The organism is Longimicrobium sp., from assembly GCF_036387355.1.
GTDB lineage: Bacteria > Gemmatimonadota > Gemmatimonadetes > Longimicrobiales > Longimicrobiaceae > Longimicrobium.
Window position 1 is genome coordinate 1 of the sequence record NZ_DASVTX010000014.1, and the last position, 15,618, is coordinate 15,618.

General features: G+C 68.9%; 14 protein-coding genes. 3 read left to right on the top strand and 11 right to left on the bottom strand.

All coding sequences use genetic code 11. The features are described 5' to 3' along the window. Nucleotides 1-637 precede the first annotated feature (637 nt). Entirely contained in the window at nt 638-1,048 is a 411-nt protein-coding gene (locus VF665_RS00755; protein WP_331051484.1) for a hypothetical protein, read from the bottom strand. A gap of 260 nt (nt 1,049-1,308) precedes the next feature. Continuing rightward, nucleotides 1,309-3,240: a Xaa-Pro dipeptidyl-peptidase gene (locus VF665_RS00760; protein ID WP_331051485.1), complete on the bottom strand. Its 1,932-nt coding sequence runs from the start codon at nt 3,238-3,240 to the stop codon at nt 1,309-1,311. A gap of 501 nt (nt 3,241-3,741) precedes the next feature. Here VF665_RS00760 and VF665_RS00765 point away from each other — a divergent pair. Then, nucleotides 3,742-4,308: a hypothetical protein gene (locus VF665_RS00765; RefSeq protein ID WP_331051486.1), complete on the top strand. Its 567-nt coding sequence runs from the start codon at nt 3,742-3,744 to the stop codon at nt 4,306-4,308. A gap of 1,653 nt (nt 4,309-5,961) precedes the next feature. On the opposite strand, the gene VF665_RS00770 is transcribed toward VF665_RS00765, so the two are convergent. The 9 genes from VF665_RS00770 to VF665_RS00810 all read right to left on the bottom strand — a co-directional run bounded on the left by VF665_RS00770 (nt 5,962) and on the right by VF665_RS00810 (nt 13,864). Beyond that, on the bottom strand, nt 5,962-6,297 hold the full coding sequence (locus tag VF665_RS00770; protein ID WP_331051487.1) for a VOC family protein: 336 nt from the start codon (nt 6,295-6,297) through the stop codon (nt 5,962-5,964). 84 nt (nt 6,298-6,381) lie between these two features. Then, on the bottom strand, nt 6,382-6,813 hold the full coding sequence (locus VF665_RS00775) for a DoxX family protein (protein WP_331051488.1): 432 nt from the start codon (nt 6,811-6,813) through the stop codon (nt 6,382-6,384). Nucleotides 6,814-6,900: 87 nt separating this feature from the next. Further along, nucleotides 6,901-7,374 (bottom strand): MarR family winged helix-turn-helix transcriptional regulator, encoded by a 474-nt coding sequence (locus VF665_RS00780; RefSeq protein WP_331051489.1) that lies wholly within the window; start codon nt 7,372-7,374, stop codon nt 6,901-6,903. Nucleotides 7,375-7,763: 389 nt separating this feature from the next. Continuing rightward, the gene (locus tag VF665_RS00785; RefSeq protein WP_331051490.1) at nt 7,764-8,228 is read right to left on the bottom strand and encodes an RES family NAD+ phosphorylase; all 465 of its coding nucleotides are present in this window, start codon (nt 8,226-8,228) and stop codon (nt 7,764-7,766) included. Then, the gene (locus tag VF665_RS00790; protein WP_331051491.1) at nt 8,228-8,761 is read right to left on the bottom strand and encodes an antitoxin Xre/MbcA/ParS toxin-binding domain-containing protein; all 534 of its coding nucleotides are present in this window, start codon (nt 8,759-8,761) and stop codon (nt 8,228-8,230) included. The genes VF665_RS00785 and VF665_RS00790 overlap by 1 nt, the downstream gene beginning before the upstream one ends. A 75-nt stretch (nt 8,762-8,836) precedes the next feature. Continuing rightward, complete coding sequence (gene glmS / locus VF665_RS00795; RefSeq protein WP_331051492.1) at nt 8,837-10,690, bottom strand: glutamine--fructose-6-phosphate transaminase (isomerizing); 1,854 nt, start codon at nt 10,688-10,690, stop codon at nt 8,837-8,839. A gap of 268 nt (nt 10,691-10,958) precedes the next feature. Next, nucleotides 10,959-12,329 carry a phosphoglucosamine mutase gene (gene glmM / locus VF665_RS00800; RefSeq protein ID WP_331051493.1) on the bottom strand — a complete coding sequence of 457 codons (1,371 nt, stop codon included), beginning with the start codon at nt 12,327-12,329 and terminating at the stop codon, nt 10,959-10,961. Nucleotides 12,330-12,426: 97 nt separating this feature from the next. After that, complete coding sequence (gene yedA, locus VF665_RS00805; RefSeq protein WP_331051494.1) at nt 12,427-13,398, bottom strand: drug/metabolite exporter YedA; 972 nt, start codon at nt 13,396-13,398, stop codon at nt 12,427-12,429. Next, on the bottom strand, nt 13,391-13,864 hold the full coding sequence (locus tag VF665_RS00810) for an Lrp/AsnC family transcriptional regulator (protein ID WP_331051495.1): 474 nt from the start codon (nt 13,862-13,864) through the stop codon (nt 13,391-13,393). Before VF665_RS00810 ends, yedA begins: the two co-directional genes overlap by 8 nt. A 217-nt stretch (nt 13,865-14,081) precedes the next feature. On the opposite strand from VF665_RS00810, the gene VF665_RS00815 reads away from it, so the two are divergent. Both VF665_RS00815 and VF665_RS00820 read left to right on the top strand, forming a co-directional pair. Beyond that, the gene (locus VF665_RS00815; RefSeq protein ID WP_331051496.1) at nt 14,082-15,248 is read left to right on the top strand and encodes a cystathionine gamma-synthase; all 1,167 of its coding nucleotides are present in this window, start codon (nt 14,082-14,084) and stop codon (nt 15,246-15,248) included. 13 nt (nt 15,249-15,261) lie between these two features. After that, the coding region (locus tag VF665_RS00820; RefSeq protein ID WP_331051497.1) for a TIR domain-containing protein at nt 15,262-15,618 on the top strand (357 nt) is incomplete at its 3' end.

A 15,618-nucleotide genomic window follows, 5' to 3' on the forward strand; every position in this document is an offset into this window, starting at 1 on the left:
AACCATCCGCCATGCCGAACCGTGGCGCGGAGTCGAAGGATCTACCTGCCGCCGAGCCAACGTCGCGACGAGCACGCCCGTTCTCACAGGCGCAGTAGATCCTTCGTCGGCACCAGAATGCCGTCCCGCCGCAAGTGCCTCCGGCGCCTCCTCAGGATGACAAGATCCTGCGTTACAAACACTTAGGTGCACAAAAGCCTGTCATCCTGAGCGGAGCGCTGCACCAAACCATCCGCCATGCCGAACCGTGGCGCGGAGTCGAAGGATCTACCTGCCGCCGAGCCAACGTCGCGACGAGCACGCCCGTTCTCGCAGGGGCAGTAGATCCTTCGTCGGCACCAGAATGCCGTCGGGCCGCAAGTGCCTCCGGCGCTTCTCAGGATGAAAGCCTTTGCGACGCAATGAGTTCGGCGGCTCGGGATCGGGCCAGCGGCCGTACCATGGCCCTTTCCCGCTCGCGCCGCCACCACCGTCCCGCGGACGGTCACCGTCCCCGGTGAGCGGGCCATCGCGTCGGCGGACGGCGCACCGATGGACGCGCGGACTCCGAAGCGCGCGCCGGACGATCATCCACCCGTCCACAAAAGCGGCGGCCCGGAAGAGAGCGAGTCTCCTCCGGGCCGCCGTTCATCCTCCGTCATCCGCCCGAAACCGCGCGGGCGGGAGATCGTCCTGCCCGCAGCCAGCCGACCGCCTCGTCGGGGTCCAGGAACACGCAGAGCGAGGCCGCCACGTTGTCGTTGGTCAGCAGCTCGAACTGGCGGCCGCGGCCGTAGTCGCTGAGAGACCGCACCAGGATGGCGGCCTTGCCGCCGCCGATGCGGTCGTTATGGCGCAGATGGTTGGCGCGGGCCTGCGTCATGGTGCCGAAGTCCGCATCGCCAAAGGTGAGCTGCCGATGGTCGAACAGCACGTCGGTGCCGGGGCGCCACCCGGGGCGGCTCACGATGTCCTCGATCATCCGCAGATGGTCCGCCACGCCGAACGTGCCCGAGGTGGTGACGACGGCGTGCCTATCCGCTTCCGGAATGTCCACTGTCCACTTCATCCGCCCTGCCCTCCATTCACGATCCCGCGCCCGCGGCGGCCAACGTTGCTCGGCGGGCGAAGCGGCTGATACCCGCAGCCCGCCCCCCGGTTCGCACGAAAAGCAGCGATGATGCCGGAACCCTCGCTGAGCAGCGGTCCGGCGCCCACGCACGACCGGGCAGGCGCGAGGTCTCCGCGCCTGCCCGGTCGTGCCGATGCAACCCGTTGCCGCTCCTTACGTTCCAGTCCTCGGCCACCGGACCGGCACGCGGAAGGGGATCAGCGGGAGCCGCGGATGCCGCCCGCCCGCGTGAGCGCCGCGCTTCCGCCCACCACGGGGAGCGAGATCGACGTTCCCGCGAGGTCCACCGTCAGCCGTGCGCCGGCGCGGGGCCAGAGCGTGAACTCCGGGTCGCTGGACATGATCATCACTGCCAGCTGCTTGCCGGCGGGAATCACCTGGTCGTCCGGCTCCAGGTCGAACGTCACGTCGTAGAACCGGCCCGGTACCAGCGGCTCGCCGCGGCGCGTGGAGCGGTACAGCCCGCCTGCGGTAAGCGACGCATGGTTCTGGATGTCGGCCCACCCGCGCGTCACCACGCCCGCGCGGCTGGCGGAACCCGTCTGCGCCGAGTCGTACGGCAGCGTCACCAACCACACCGACAGGTTGGCGGCGGGCCGGTCCACGGACACGCGCACGGTCACCCGCGGCGTTCCGGAGATGCGGACCGAATCCGCCAGCGGCGCCGTCGCAAAGAGCAGGCGACGGTCGGAGCGCGCCGCGCCGGCGTTCGCGCTCCCGCTGATGGAGGCGTCGTCGGTCAGCGACTCGCGTCCGGTCCCCGCGCGCAGGGCGAGCGGCCCGACGCCGTTGCCCCCCGCGGTGGGATACAGCCGCACCATGGCCGAGCCCGGCGCCGGGAACGAGGCGAACGGAACCGGCGCCGGCATCACGGGGCGCCCCTGCCCCGCGCGCGCCCGCGCCATGGCCGAATCGGCCGCGGTGCTGGACACGATCCACACCGGCGGATCGCGTTCAACGCCGTTGTCCACCCCGTACAGGTAGTGCGTGAACCAGCGGTTCACCATGTCCGCCGGCGGGTTGCCCCCGTGGCCGCCCTGGTGAAGGTACATGGAAACGGGGATCCCGCGCGCCTTGAGCGCCTCGTACACGTGCACGCTGTGCGAGGGCATCACGTTGAAGTCGTTCAGCCCGTGCGCCAGCAGCACCGCCGCCTTGACGTTCCCCAGGTGCGGCATGAGCTCGCGCGCCGCCCAGAACGAGTTGTAGTCGCCCGTGGCGCGGTCCTGCCCCTGGGCGAACACGCCCGCCTTCCAGATGCGGTCGCACGCGGCGCGGATGGCCGGGTCGCCGCTGGCGATGAAGTCGTAGAGCACGTCCACGTCCTCGCCCAGGTACCCGCCCGGCGACCGCACCAGCCCGTTGGCGCGGTAGTAGTCGTAGTACGAGGTGTTGGCGGAGACGGGGATCACCACCTCCAGCCCCTGCACGCCGGTGGTGGCCGTGGCGAGGGGAAGCGTGCCCTCGTACGACGTTCCCATCATTCCCACCTTGCCGGTGGACCACGACGTGGCCGACACCTGCTCGCCCCCGGTGCGCGTGGTATAGCCCCGCGCGCGGCCGTTCAGCCAGTCCACCACGAACTTCATGGCCGTGCGCTCCGGCGTGTCGCCGATGGTGGCGCACCCCTGCGAGCGGCCGGTTCCCGGCGCCTCCGAGTGCACCACCGCGAAGCCGCGCGGCACCCAGGTGCGCACGAGCTGGTCGGAAATGCGCGTGCGGGTGGAATCGTACCGGGGCGCGGCCAGCGCGCCGCGGACAGGCGAGGGCTGGCCCAGTTCCTGGCGCACGTTCCAGAACTCGGAGCCGTTGGACGTGCCGGCGTAGTACGGGCTGGAGCCGTACACCACCGGCACCTTGAGGCCGGATGCCGTCTGGCCCGGGCGCGTGACGTCCACGTGCACGCGGTCCATGCGGCCGTCGCGGTCGGAGTCAAAGTCCGTCTCCACCCACAGGTTCTGCCGGATCCACTGCGTGGAGTCGGCGAACGCGGGAACCACCTGCGCCATCCCGTTCTGGAACACGGGCCGGGCGTCGGACTGCGGGGCGGCCTGCGCGCCGAGCGGGGCGGCGCAGGCCAGGGTGAGCGCGGCGGCAAGGCCGGCGCGGCGCGAACGGATAGGTGTCATGTGCGGTTCTGGCGGTGCTCGCCCAGCGGAGCGAGGCGGAGGTTGGGACGGCGATCGCCCGGACGGGTCGGGGGCTGGCGAGAACAGTACCGATTCCGCGCTCCCGCGAAAAGGGAGCCGGGAGCCCGGATGCGAAGCCCCGGCGCGTGCCTCTTCCGTCCCCATCCCGTTGGGCGATGATCACGGCGGGCTTCCGAGCGTCCTCACCGGCAGGGCCGGTGCGTAGCCGCTGGTCCGGGCGGCCGGGCGGCGCTCCTTCTACGACGACTCTTGCTCGGCATCGAAAGGTCCGGTATCTTTGCTTTTCAGGCCCGCCCGCGTGGCTGCCCCAACCGGCAGTGCTCCGCCGGCCGATTCGGCCACACGCCGCCGTCGTGGCGCCGTGCCCTGAACGGCGACAACCATCGATCAGGTCGCGGGGTCTGAACGATGGCGGCGCACCGGAGCGCCGCCGCTTCCCGCCGTTGACGGCCGTCCCGCCATCATCCTCCCCAAACGAACATGAAACGCTCTCCGCTCATCGCCGTCCTGCTGCTCGCGATCACCATGACGGCCACCGCACTTCACGGGCAGCGCAGGGCGCCCGACCTGCCCCCGGTGTTTGATGATGAAATCGGAACCGGCGTGCGCCTCGTGGAAGCGGATTTCGCGGCCCCAGCCCTCGCGGTGTGGTCCGTGCTGCCCTCTGTGCTTCTGGATCTGGGCATCGAGCCGCAGGTGGATACGACACGAACCGGCGTGATGGGGAACAACCGCATCATCACGCCCCTCGTGGCCGGTGAACGGACGCGCAACTTCGTTACCTGCGGCAACGACGTGGGCCCGGGGCTGGCCAACATGTTCCGCACCCGTCTGAACCTGGTAGTTCAGGTGGCGCCCGAGGGGGAGAGCACGCACACGTTCATCCGCCTGGTCGGCACCGGGCGGACGGTAATCGGAAGCGGAAGCGACGCCATCCAGTGCATCACCACGGGCCGGCTGGAGCAGAGAATCATCGACGGCATCACCGCCGAACTGACCGCCTACGGAGTCCTGAAGCAGTCGGCCGGAACCGCTTCCGCGCCGTAAACGGCAGGCGGAACGGAACGGGCGGAGGGCACGTCCGAGATCAGCAGAAACACGAATGACGGGAAGGATTCGGTGGTGGCATCGAGGCAGGGCTTTTCGAATCACTGGATTGCCATCGAGGTGAACGAGGCCGGCGAGAACGATCTCGCCCGCCTCGTTCCGCTTGTACCCATACGGAATCCATCAGAACTGGCACCCGCGTCCCTGCTGAACCTTGCAGCCGCTCGGCCCACCCGAACGAGAACCGGATGTTCTCAGCGGCCGGAAGCTGCGCAAGGAGGTCAGACGACACGAATCAGAACTGGTCTTCTGGTTCTTCCACGGTTTCCCGCGGGGTTGTGCTCCCGGTCGCCATCAGCGTGTGCCGGTACTCGCGAACATTCGGTCCTGCGCGGCCTGCGACGAACGGGGTACGTGCTGGCGTTTGAACCCGACACCGGCGATCAGCCATGGTGCTCCGCCGAATCGTCATTCACCCCGGGTAGGCTGGATCGCTTCCTCCACGAGGGCACTCAGGCGGACCGCACAGTTCTTGCACGGCTCTTGGACGAAGATTCTTCGCGGGAGTCTGCTGGGTTGGCAGCGACCTGCGCGCCGGCATACTGCATTCACCTTGGACAGGTCTGGTCCCGTGGCGTACCGCGAGTTCTGCGACCCCGCCGGAGTCGAGTGGCGGGTGTGGGATACGCGTCCCAGTTCCTCCGCGAACGTCCGGCCGAACTTCGCCGCCGGGTGGCTTACCTTCCAGAGCGCGATTGAACGCCGCCGTCTCAGCCCCATCCCGGATGTGTGGGACCACGCTTCTGACGCTGCGCTCTGCCTGTTCCTGGATCGTGCAGTCCGAATGACAGCCGTGGAGTACACGGCCGCGGGGCGGGAGCCTCAGAGCACGGGCGGCTCTGATGGCAGCATTCAGCGTCCCGCCTCATCGGGTGCGAGTGAGCCGCAACCGGCCGATTCTACGCTCCTGCCGCTGGTGGAGAAACTGGCGGGCGAAAGCCGGTCCGCCATGGACCGGGCACGCGATGTTCTCGTAGCGGTAAACCGGACGCTGACCGGAGCGGGTCCGAACGGGACCGGAGACTGACACGACCCGGATCGCACGTTCACACAGCGAAAGCCTCCCGCGAACTCCGCGGGAGGCTTTCGCTCATTCGTGTCCGGGACGCTGGAAGCCTTTTCCATCACCGTGCCCGTGCGGACGGAACGGGGTTAGGTCCGCGTGATCTGCTTTGGCCTCCGCTGCCGGACGACGTTTCTGCCTGGGAACGGGCTCCTGATGAACCGTAGCTACCGTCCGCACTCCGAAGCCGCGGCGAACGGGGAGGTCCATGCGCGGGGGCTGGCGTACCGCGGGCGGCTCGCCGCGTTGACACGTTCAACAAGAACCCGGGCCATGAACCCGGGCCTTTCATCGATCACGACAGGGCGAGGGCACGGAGGTGAATCACAGGTGTCCCAAGAAATTTTCCCTGCCTGCCCGTCAGCCATGTGTGCGGTCAGACACGCGGGGGACGCGCGCGTCCAGGTCTTTGGGACCAACTCACCGAGCCGAACCGGCGGGGCCGGCATCCCGGGCCAGCAGCGCTTCCACCTTCGTGAGAAGGCGGGCGAGGTCGATCGGCTTGGTATCGTAGTCATCGCACCCGGCCGTCATGGCCCGCTCCCGGTCTCCGGCCATGGCGTGGGCATGGGCCACCGGCGCTTGATGAGCCGGGCGAGCACCCGCGCAAACTCCACCTCATTGGGCAGGTGGATCGCGACGTGGTACAGTCCGCTGAAGCCCCGGCGGGGCCGGCTGACGGCACCCGGGTGCAGCACGATCAGCGTTTCATCCGGGGTGCCCAGTTCCAGCGCGGCCTCGTTCCGGCCGCGCAGATGCAGGCCGACGACGTCCTTCCAGAAACCGAGCGAACGGTCGGCGTCAATGACGTCCAGGTGCACGGGGCCAAAGGTCATGAAGTCGGCGGAACCGGTGCCGACGTCCACTGTCTCCTCCCTGCCCATCGGAACCGTTGGTGTAGCGTTGCTCATGATCGAATCTCCTCGAACGAGGTGAACGAGAACTGCTGCTCAGGCGCGGGGCGCGATGGGCGCGGCCTTGCCGCGGCCCCACGCCACGAAGGCCGCGAGGGCGCCCAGCACCAGGTTCACCGGCAGCATCCCGAACTCGCCGCGCGAGGCGTGCGTTCCCGACGCCAGCACCATCACCACCACCAGGCCCAGCGCAGCGAGCACCGTCAGGCGAGGCTGAATGCGGGTGGCCGCGGGAAGGATCAGGCCGATGGCACCCGCCAGTTCCGCGGCGCCGATGAAGCGCACCAGGGCGGCCGGCACGCTGGTCACCCATCCCATCTGGGCCGCGAGAGCATCGATGGGCTGCGACAGCTTCATCAGCCCGGACATGGAGAAGGCGGCGGCCAGCAGGATCTGCACGATCCAGAGCGTGACGCGAAGGCCGCGGCGGGACTGCGGGGCGGTGGCGGTGGAAGCGTTGGTGGTCATGGCGATTTCTCCCGTGTTGTTAGAACGTGGTTTGTTAAAACAGGTTTACTGCCGAACGAAATCTCCGCGGTTCGGAGGTGAGGGTGTTCAGGCGGCGGCCGGGCTCTCCGAATCGTCGAACAGCTCCAGCAGCGAGCGGAGCATCTCGACCTGTTCGGGCGCAAAGCGGCGGAACTGCTGCTTGTGCAGGCCGTCCACCACCGGCGTGGTGTCCAGCAGCATCTGCCGTCCCGCGTCGGTGAGCCGCGCGCGCACGAGGCGGCGCTGCCGGGGGTCCCGCTCCCGCACCAGCAGCCCGGCTTCGGCCATGCGGTCCAGCAGGCGCGTCATGTCGGGCACCGGGGAGAGCAGGCGGCCGCCGATGTCCGTGCCGCACAGGCCCTCCGCGCCCGCGCCGTTCAGAATGCGGAGCACGTTGTACTGCGTGGGCGTGAGGCCGTACGGCTTCAGCAGCTGCTCCATGCGGTACATGGTGCGGTGGACCACCCGCCCGAGGGCAACCGCGGCCCGCTGTTCGGGCGACACCGGCAGGGATACGGATCTCGTGACTGGCTCATTCATGGCCTAACAATACATGTTGCAACAGATGATGTCAAGTCTGACATCACTGGCCCCTGCTGGCCCGCGGAGCGTTGATGTGAAACGACTCGGGCCAGGAGCGGGTCCGGGGGTCAGCGTGATCGTACGCCGAATCGTCAATCACCCCGAACGCTCCCTCTACGAGGGTGGATAGTTCGGCTGTTCCTCGAAGCCGCGAGCAGACCTCTCCCGCGAGTCCCGCTACCCGGGTGCTGGCCTTCAGGCCCTCGCGCACGCACACTCGGCCACACCACGCAGATCCTGCGATGGCGGGTGCAAAGCTCCTGCCCCACGTCCCTCAGGAGAGCGATCGCACGCTCGCGGACCGCCCTTGGCAATCCCGCTGCCGTTACGGGCCCTGCAGCCTGAGTTTACCGGGCCCGGAACAGTCGTGCGTCCCATGCGACAGGAACTTCGGCCTCGAGAATGATGCGGCCGAAATCCGGATGGACTGGATTCAACAGCAGATTCCGGCCGTACGGGCGCGCGGTCGCGGCGGGGACCGAAAGGATGGCCGTTCTCTGCTCGTCCAGCCAGCGGTCCCCGAACGCCCGCGACGGCGACGGATTCTCGTCCGCCCACCCGGGCAGATCGCCCTCCTTCAGGATCTCGACCGCCAGCCCGTCAGGAAAAACAGCCCGCGCGCAGTGATGAGGGCCGGGAAGCGCGACCGGCGCGTTCGCGTGTACCAGAATCTCGAGAAGCGCACCCGCAAAGCTGTCCGCACAGTAAATCAGAGGGCGGCCGCGAGAGTTCCAGCGGCCGCCCCCGATTGCCGCGCCGGTCCCGTCGAAGACCGGGTAGCGCGTCTTGCAGACCCGATACGCAACGTGCATCAGACGGGCAGTCCGTACTCCAGCGCGATGAGGATCTCACGAACACGCTGCGCTCCCGAATCCGTACCGCAGACATCCAGCGGAGTCTGCCCGTCCAGCAGCGGATGCGGGGTGGTCAGGAACTCCTCCGCGTCATGCGCGTTCTCCCACGTGTCCAGCGCCATCCGGCGAATCTCGTCCGCAGCGGACAACGTTCTCGAATCGCGCGTCGCCACCGCTCCCGTGCCTGATTGCACCTTGCCAAGGCTCAGCGGAGCCACGGCCGGGGCGATGTGCCCGGGACTGAGAAAAACGAGCGAACCGTCGGCCGATTTGAATTCGACGTCTCCCGCGCCTTCAGGCACACGGCGGGATCGGCCGGGTTTGCGGGTAAACGTCCCGAACCCGGCAATGGTGATCTTTCCGTCGAAGTCCAGGGCCTCAGGGATCGCGCCTGATTGCGAATCGAAAACGGCGTCGATCACCCGCGCGGCTTCTGCCGGGGTGATCGACGCTTTTTGGGCGACCTGTGACGCGAACTCAGTTCTGGTCATCCGTTCCTGCCCTGAGCAACACCAAACCGCCCTGAGAGATGATAATCGCTCCGGACGGCTCCCTCAAGCCTTCCGCTACTCCACCGTGACCGACTTGGCCAGGTTGCGCGGCTGGTCCACGTTGGTGCCGCGCAGCACGGCGATGTGGTAGGCCAGTAGCTGCAGCGGCACCGAGGCCAGGATGGGCGTGAGCGCGTCGTGCGTGCGCGGAATGCGGATCACGTGCTCCACCACCCCTTCCAGCTCGTCGTCGTCCTGGCTCACGACCGCGATGATGCAGCCGCCGCGCGCCTTTACCTCGTCGATGTTGCTGCGCACCTTGTCGTACACGCCGTCGCGCGGGGCGATGACCACTACCGGCATGTTCTCGTCGATCAGGGCGATGGGCCCGTGCTTCATTTCGGCCGCGGGGTAGCCCTCGGCGTGGATGTAGCTGATCTCCTTGAGCTTGAGCGCGCCCTCCAGCGCCGCGGGAAAGTTGTAGCCGCGGCCCAGGTACAGAAAGTTCCTGCTGTCCTTGTACTGCTCGGCCAGGGCGCGGATCTCCCCGTCCATCTTCAGGATCTCCGCCACCTGCTCCGGAAGCTGCCGAAGCGCCCGCACGATCTCACGCCCGCGCGAGGCCGTGAGCGTGCCGCGCAGCCGGCCCAGGTGAATGGTCATCATCGTCAGCACCACCACCTGCGAGGTGAACGCCTTGGTGCTCGCCACGCCGATCTCCGGCCCGGCGTGCAGGTAGATGCCGGCGTCCGTTTCGCGCGGAATGGTGCCGCCCACCGCGTTCACCACGCCCAGCGTGGTGGCGCCCTGCTGCTTGGCCTCGCGCATGGCCCACAGCGTGTCGGCCGTTTCGCCGGACTGCGAAATGGCGATGGCCAGCGTGTCCGGCTCCACCACCGCGCGGCGGTAGCGGAACTCCGACGCGTACTCCACCTCGGTGGGAATGCGGGCGATGTCTTCCAGCAGGTACTCGCCAATGAGCCCGCTGTGCCACGACGTGCCGCAGCCCAGAATCACCACGCGCTTGGCGTCGCGGAGCTCCTGGTCCATCCCCGTGAGCCCGCCGAGCTTCACCGAGCCCTCGTCCTCCAGCAGCCGCCCGCGCATGGTTTCGCGCAGAGTGTTGGGCTGCTCCATGATCTCCTTGAGCATGAAGTGGTCGTACCCGCCGCGCTCCACCTCGCCCAGGTCCCAGTCCACGCGATTCACCGGGCGGCTCACGGGGCCGCTCTTGGGGCGGTGCACCGTGTAGCCGTTCTTGGTGATGGTGGCCATGTCGCCGTCATCCAGGTAGATGACGTCGCGCGTGTGCGCGATGACCGCGGCGGCGTCGGAGGCCACGAACGTTTCGCCGTTCTCCCCCACGCCGATGAGCAGCGGGCTGCCCAGCCGCGCCACCACGATCTTGCCCGGGTCGCGCGTGCTCACCACCGCGATGCCGTACGTCCCTTCCACCTGCGCCAGCGCCGTTTCCACCGCGCGCTCCAGCGACTCGCCGGCGCGCCCGTCGCCGGCGTTGTACACCTCTTCAATCAGGTGCACCAGCACCTCGGTGTCGGTGTCGGAGTTGAAGACGTGGCCGCGCTCCGTGAGCCGCTTCCGCAGCGTCTGGGCGTTTTCGATGATGCCGTTGTGCACCAGGGCAAAGTCGCCGTTCTCACTCACGTGCGGGTGCGCGTTGCGCGTGGTGGGCGGCCCGTGCGTGGCCCAGCGCGTGTGCCCGATGCCGTAGGTTCCCTCGGCGGGTTCCGCCTGCAGCAGCTTCTCCAGCTCCACGATCTTGCCGGCTTCCTTGCGGACCTCCAGGTGGCCGTTGTTGGCCACCACGACGCCGGCGGAGTCGTAGCCGCGGTACTCCAGCCGCTTGAGGCCCTGAATGAGCATGGGCGTGACCGGCTGTTCTCCAATGTATCCAACGATTCCGCACATGGCCTGTGGACCCCGCGTGATTTGTGTCGATTGAGATGTCAGGAAACCGCGAACCACTCCCGGGGCGTGCCCCTCCGCTGCGCTCCGGGTCGGGCTTCGCGCGCCGCAGGGCACGGAACAACTGTGCCGAACGGCGCGAATTCCTCAGAGCAGGACGAGGAATTGCCCAGTGCCCAGTGCCCAGTGCCCAGTGCCGGCCACTCTCGTACTCTCGTTCGCTCGTACTGCAGTTCCGCACTCAGCACTCACGCACCCAGCACTCCCGCCCTCACCCGGGCAGCGCCGCCCGCAGCGCCTCCACCAGCGCCGACGCATCCGCGCGCGTAGGCGCCTCGCAGATGATGCGCACGATGGGCTCGGTGCCGCTGGGCCGCAGGTGCGCCCACTTCTTTTCCGCCGCCCACGAAAGGCGCAGCCCGTCCTGCCGGTCCGCGTCCGCGTCGGGGAACTGCCCCGCCAGCGCGGCGTAGACGGCGTCCAGCGGCTGCGAGGGGCGCGGCACCTTTTCCTTTACGATCTCGTAGCGCCCCAGCTCGCCCGCCAACTCGTGCAGCGGCTGCCCCGTCTCCGCCAGCAGCTGCAGCACCAGCGCGGCGGCCACCGGGGCGTCGCGCGTCAGGTGCACGTCGGGCAGAATCACGCCGCCGTTCCCCTCGCCGCCGATCGTTGCGCTTTCTGTTTGCATCCGGCGGGCCACGTTGATCTCGCCCACGGGCGCGCGCACCAGCGGCACGCCGGCGCGCTCCGCCACGTCGTCCATCAGCCGGCTGGTGGACAGGTTGGTCACCAGCGGCCCGGGACGGTGGCGCAGGACCAGGGTGGACGCCAGCGCCAGCGTGTAGTCCTCGCCGATAGCGTGCCCCTGGCCGCTCACCAGGGACAGGCGGTCCACGTCCGGGTCCGTCGCCAGGCCAATGGCGGCGCCGCTGGTGCGGACCAGTTCCTCCAGCTCCTTCAGGTTCTCCGCCACCGGCTCCGGCTCGCGGGGAAACAGGCCGTCCGTCTCCATGTTGATGGCGGTGACGGTGCAGCCCAGCGCCTCCAGCAGCCGGGGAAAGATCGTTCCGCCCGCGCCGCGCACGCAGTCCAGCGCCACGTGAAAGCGGCGGGCGCGGATGGCTTCCACGTCCAGGAAGGGGATGGCGAGAATGCGGTCCAGGTGGCGCTGCACGGCCTGATCGTCCGTGCGGCGGCCGCCCAGGTCGCTCCACACCGCGCGGGGGATGTCGGCTTCCAGAAAGGCGCGCATCTCCGCGGCCTCGTCGCCGTCAAGGAACATCCCCGTGGGGCCGATGAACTTGAGGGCGTTCCACTCGATGGGGTTGTGGCTCGCCGTCACGGCCAGCCCGCCGGCCGCGTGCAGATCCTCTACGGCGAGCTGCACCGTGGGCGTGGGCGCGATGCCCACGTCCACCACGTCGCACCCCACGGACTGCAGCCCCGCCGTGGCGGCCAGGGCGAACATGGGGCCCGACACGCGCGAGTCGCGCCCCAGCACCACCGTCTTTCCGGGTCCGCGGCGCAGTGCATACGCGCCGAAGGCGGCGGCGAACGCGGTGATCACTTCGGGCGTCAGCCCCTCGCCCACGCGCCCCCGCACGCCGGAAACGCTCACCATCAGGTTGGAGGTATCGATCACGTACGGTTCCGCGTCGTTGTCGTTGGATGATGGAACCTGCCTGCGCCGCCGGACACTCCGGCCGGGGCGCCAATGTGGGCGCCGCCGCCGAACAACGTCAAGCCGCCGCGCTTTCCCGCTCCGTGTCCGCCGTCCCGTCTCCCTCGCGTGCCGCCGCCGGCTGCGCGGCCGGCCTGCGCCCCGTGGTGATGACCGCCACCGCGGCGATGATGACGGCCGCCGCCAGCAGCACCCGCGCGGTCAGCGGCTCGTCCGCCAGCCACCACCCCAGCATGACGGCGACGACGGGGTTCACGTACGCGTAGGTGCTCACGCGCGCGGCGGTGGTCACGCCCAGAAGCCAGATGTAGGCCGTGAACCCCACGAGCGACCCGAAGGTCACCAGGTACACGAAGCCCAGCACGCTCTCCGTCGTGACCGTGGCCGGGTTCCACGCGCCCAGCTCGCCCCGCAGCAGCCCCACGAGCACCAGGGCCGCGCCGCCGCACAGCATCTCCGCCCCGGTCGCCAGGAACGCGTTGCGGGGGAGATCGGCGGAGCGCGAGTAGATGGAGCCCGCGGCCCAGGCCAGCGAGCCGGCCATCACCAGCCCCGCGCCCCACAGGTCCACCGGCTCGCCGCCCACGCGGCCGGGACCCACCAGCAGCACCATCCCCCCGAATCCGACCAGCAGGCCGGTGATCACCCGCGCCGTGGGGCGAATGCCGCCGGGGCGCGCCCACTCCAGCAGCACCATCCACAGCGGCACCATCGCGACGAGCAGCGCGACGACGCCGGAAGGCACCGTGCGCTCCGCCAGCACCACCCCGCCGTTGCCGCCCAGGAGCAGGAGCACGCCCACCATGGCCGCGTTGCGCCACTCCCGCCGCGTGGGCGCCGCCTCGCCGCGCAGCCGCATGACCGTGTACAGCAGCACGCCGGCAAGCAGGAATCGGACCCCGCCCATCATGAGCGGCGGCAGGGTCTGGATGGCGAACTGGATGGCGAGGTAGGTACTCCCCCAGATCAGGTAGACGGCCGCGAACGCCGCCAGCACGCGCCCCAGCGGAGCGCTTCGCGTTTCAGCCACGGGGGCCTCCCGTCTGCGGCTCGTACAGCATGGTGGTCTCCTTTACCGTGTCCAGCACGATGGTGCTGCGCGTGCTGCGGATCGTTTCGATGGCGCCGAAGCGGTCGCGCAGCAGTTCGCCCAGCTCGCGGGTGCCGCGGACGCGCACCTTGGCCAGAAAGCAGTCTTCTCCCGCCACGTGATGGATTTCCTGCACCTCGGGGATGGCGGCCATCTGCTCCGCCGTCGTGAGCGCGCCCGCCCGCTCGTCCGCGCGCACGAAGACGTACGCCATCAATCCCAGCCCGTAGGCGTCGGGGTTGATGCGCACCGCGTATCCCTGAATCACCCCGCGCTCCTCCAGCTTGCGGATGCGCTCCAGAATGGCGGACGGCGCCATTCCCACCTGCCGCGCGATCTCGGCGTTGGGGGTGCGCGCGTTCTCCTGCAGGATTTCCAGAATCTGCCGGTCGATGTCGTCGATCATTCTTGCATTCTCCGTTTCGACAGACGATACTTCCGTCATCGCTGCCCGTCAACCATCATCATTCTGCACAGGGCGGGCCACCACAGAATGATGATCGATCGCCCCGCGCCGGGACGGGCGGCGGTTGCTGGCGGCGGGCGGCGCGGGTAGGTTGCGGGCTCCCCGCGCGGGGGCCGCCGGGACGGCATGCATGCACGCACACACGCGGAACGAGCGGATGAAAGACCAGACGAACTACGCGGGGATGGGGCTGGGCACCATCGCCATCCACGCCGGCCAGCGCCCGGACCCCACCACGGGCGCCATCATGATGCCCGTGTACCAGACCAGCACCTACGTGCAGCCGGAGCTGGGGCGGCACCTGGGCTACGAGTACGCGCGCACCCACAACCCCACGCGCGAGGCGTTCGAGGCCAACGTGGCCGCGCTCGAGGCGGGGACGCACGGCATCGCCTTCGCCTCGGGGCTGGCGGCCACCGACACCATGCTCAAGCTGCTGAACGCCGGCGACCACGTGGTGTGCGGCGAGGGTGTGTACGGCGGCACCTACCGCCTGTTCAGCAAGGTGCTGTCGCGGCTGGGCATCGAGTTCACCTTCGTGGACAGCTCCGACGTGGAGGCCATCCGCGCCGCGGTGACGCCGAAGACGCGGCTGATCCACGTGGAAACGCCCTCCAACCCCATGATGCAGCTCACCGACATCGCCGCCGCGGCGGAGGTGGCCCGCGCGGCCGGGGCGTGGTTGAGCGTGGACAACACCTTCGCCTCGCCGTACAACCAGCGGCCGCTGGAGCTGGGGGCGCACCTGGTCATCCACTCGGTCACCAAGTACGTCAACGGCCACAGCGACATGGTGGGCGGCATGATCGTGGTGCGCGACGACGATCTGCACGAGCAGCTTCGCTTTCTGCAGAACGCGGCGGGCGCGGTGCCGGGGCCGTGGGACTCGTGGCTGGGGCTGCGCGGCACCAAGACGCTGCACCTGCGCATGAAGGCGCACAACGCCAACGGCCAGCAGATCGCCGAGTGGCTGGACGCGCACCCCAAGGTGCAGGCGGTCTACTATCCCGGCCTGCCGCAGCACCCGCAGCACGAGCTCGCCAAGCGGCAGATGCGCGGATTTACGGGAATGATCAGCATCGAGATGGGGAGCCTGGAAAAGGCGGCGGCGTTCGTGAACGGCGTGCGCATCTTTGCGCTGGCCGAGTCGCTGGGCGGCGTGGAAAGCCTGATCGGCCATCCGGCGCTGATGACGCACGCCTCCGTCCCGCGCGACCGCCGCTACGCCATGGGCCTCACCGACGGCCTGGTGCGCCTGAGCTGCGGCGTGGAGGACGTGGAAGACCTGATCGCCGACCTGGAGCAGGCGCTCGCCAACGTTTGACGGAGCCGGCCCGATGCGGGTTTTCCTGAGCTGGTCCGGCCAGCGGAGCAGGCAGGTCGCGGCTGCGCTGCGCGAATGGTTGCCGGATGTGCTCCACTATGCCGAGCCGTGGATGTCCGACGCGGACATCCACGCGGGGCAGCGATGGGGAGTGGAAGTCGGGGCGAACCTGGAGGCGTGCAATATTGGCATTCTGTGTGTCACGCCGGAGAACGTGAGTGCGCCCTGGCTTCTTTTCGAGGCTGGGGCGCTCTCCAAATTCGTTGGTGAGGCCGCCGTAATCCCTTTGTTGATGGATGTGAGTTTCAGCGACATCAACACTGGCCCGCTGGGACAATTCCAGGCTAAAAAGCTCGATGCGCAAGGTACT

Bases quoted from the DNA above. Each gene is read 5' to 3' on its own strand.
- VF665_RS00765 (WP_331051486.1), top strand. From the start codon at position 3,742: ATGAAACGCTCTCCGCTCATCGCCGTCCTGCTGCTCGCGATCACCATG.
- VF665_RS00760 (WP_331051485.1), bottom strand. From the start codon at position 3,240: ATGACACCTATCCGTTCGCGCCGCGCCGGCCTTGCCGCCGCGCTCACC.
- VF665_RS00815 (WP_331051496.1), top strand. From the start codon at position 14,082: ATGAAAGACCAGACGAACTACGCGGGGATGGGGCTGGGCACCATCGCC.
- glmS (WP_331051492.1), bottom strand. From the start codon at position 10,690: ATGTGCGGAATCGTTGGATACATTGGAGAACAGCCGGTCACGCCCATG.
- VF665_RS00785 (WP_331051490.1), bottom strand. From the start codon at position 8,228: ATGCACGTTGCGTATCGGGTCTGCAAGACGCGCTACCCGGTCTTCGAC.
- VF665_RS00810 (WP_331051495.1), bottom strand. From the start codon at position 13,864: ATGATCGACGACATCGACCGGCAGATTCTGGAAATCCTGCAGGAGAAC.
- VF665_RS00775 (WP_331051488.1), bottom strand. From the start codon at position 6,813: ATGACCACCAACGCTTCCACCGCCACCGCCCCGCAGTCCCGCCGCGGC.
- VF665_RS00790 (WP_331051491.1), bottom strand. From the start codon at position 8,761: ATGACCAGAACTGAGTTCGCGTCACAGGTCGCCCAAAAAGCGTCGATC.
- VF665_RS00755 (WP_331051484.1), bottom strand. From the start codon at position 1,048: ATGAAGTGGACAGTGGACATTCCGGAAGCGGATAGGCACGCCGTCGTC.
- VF665_RS00780 (WP_331051489.1), bottom strand. From the start codon at position 7,374: ATGAATGAGCCAGTCACGAGATCCGTATCCCTGCCGGTGTCGCCCGAA.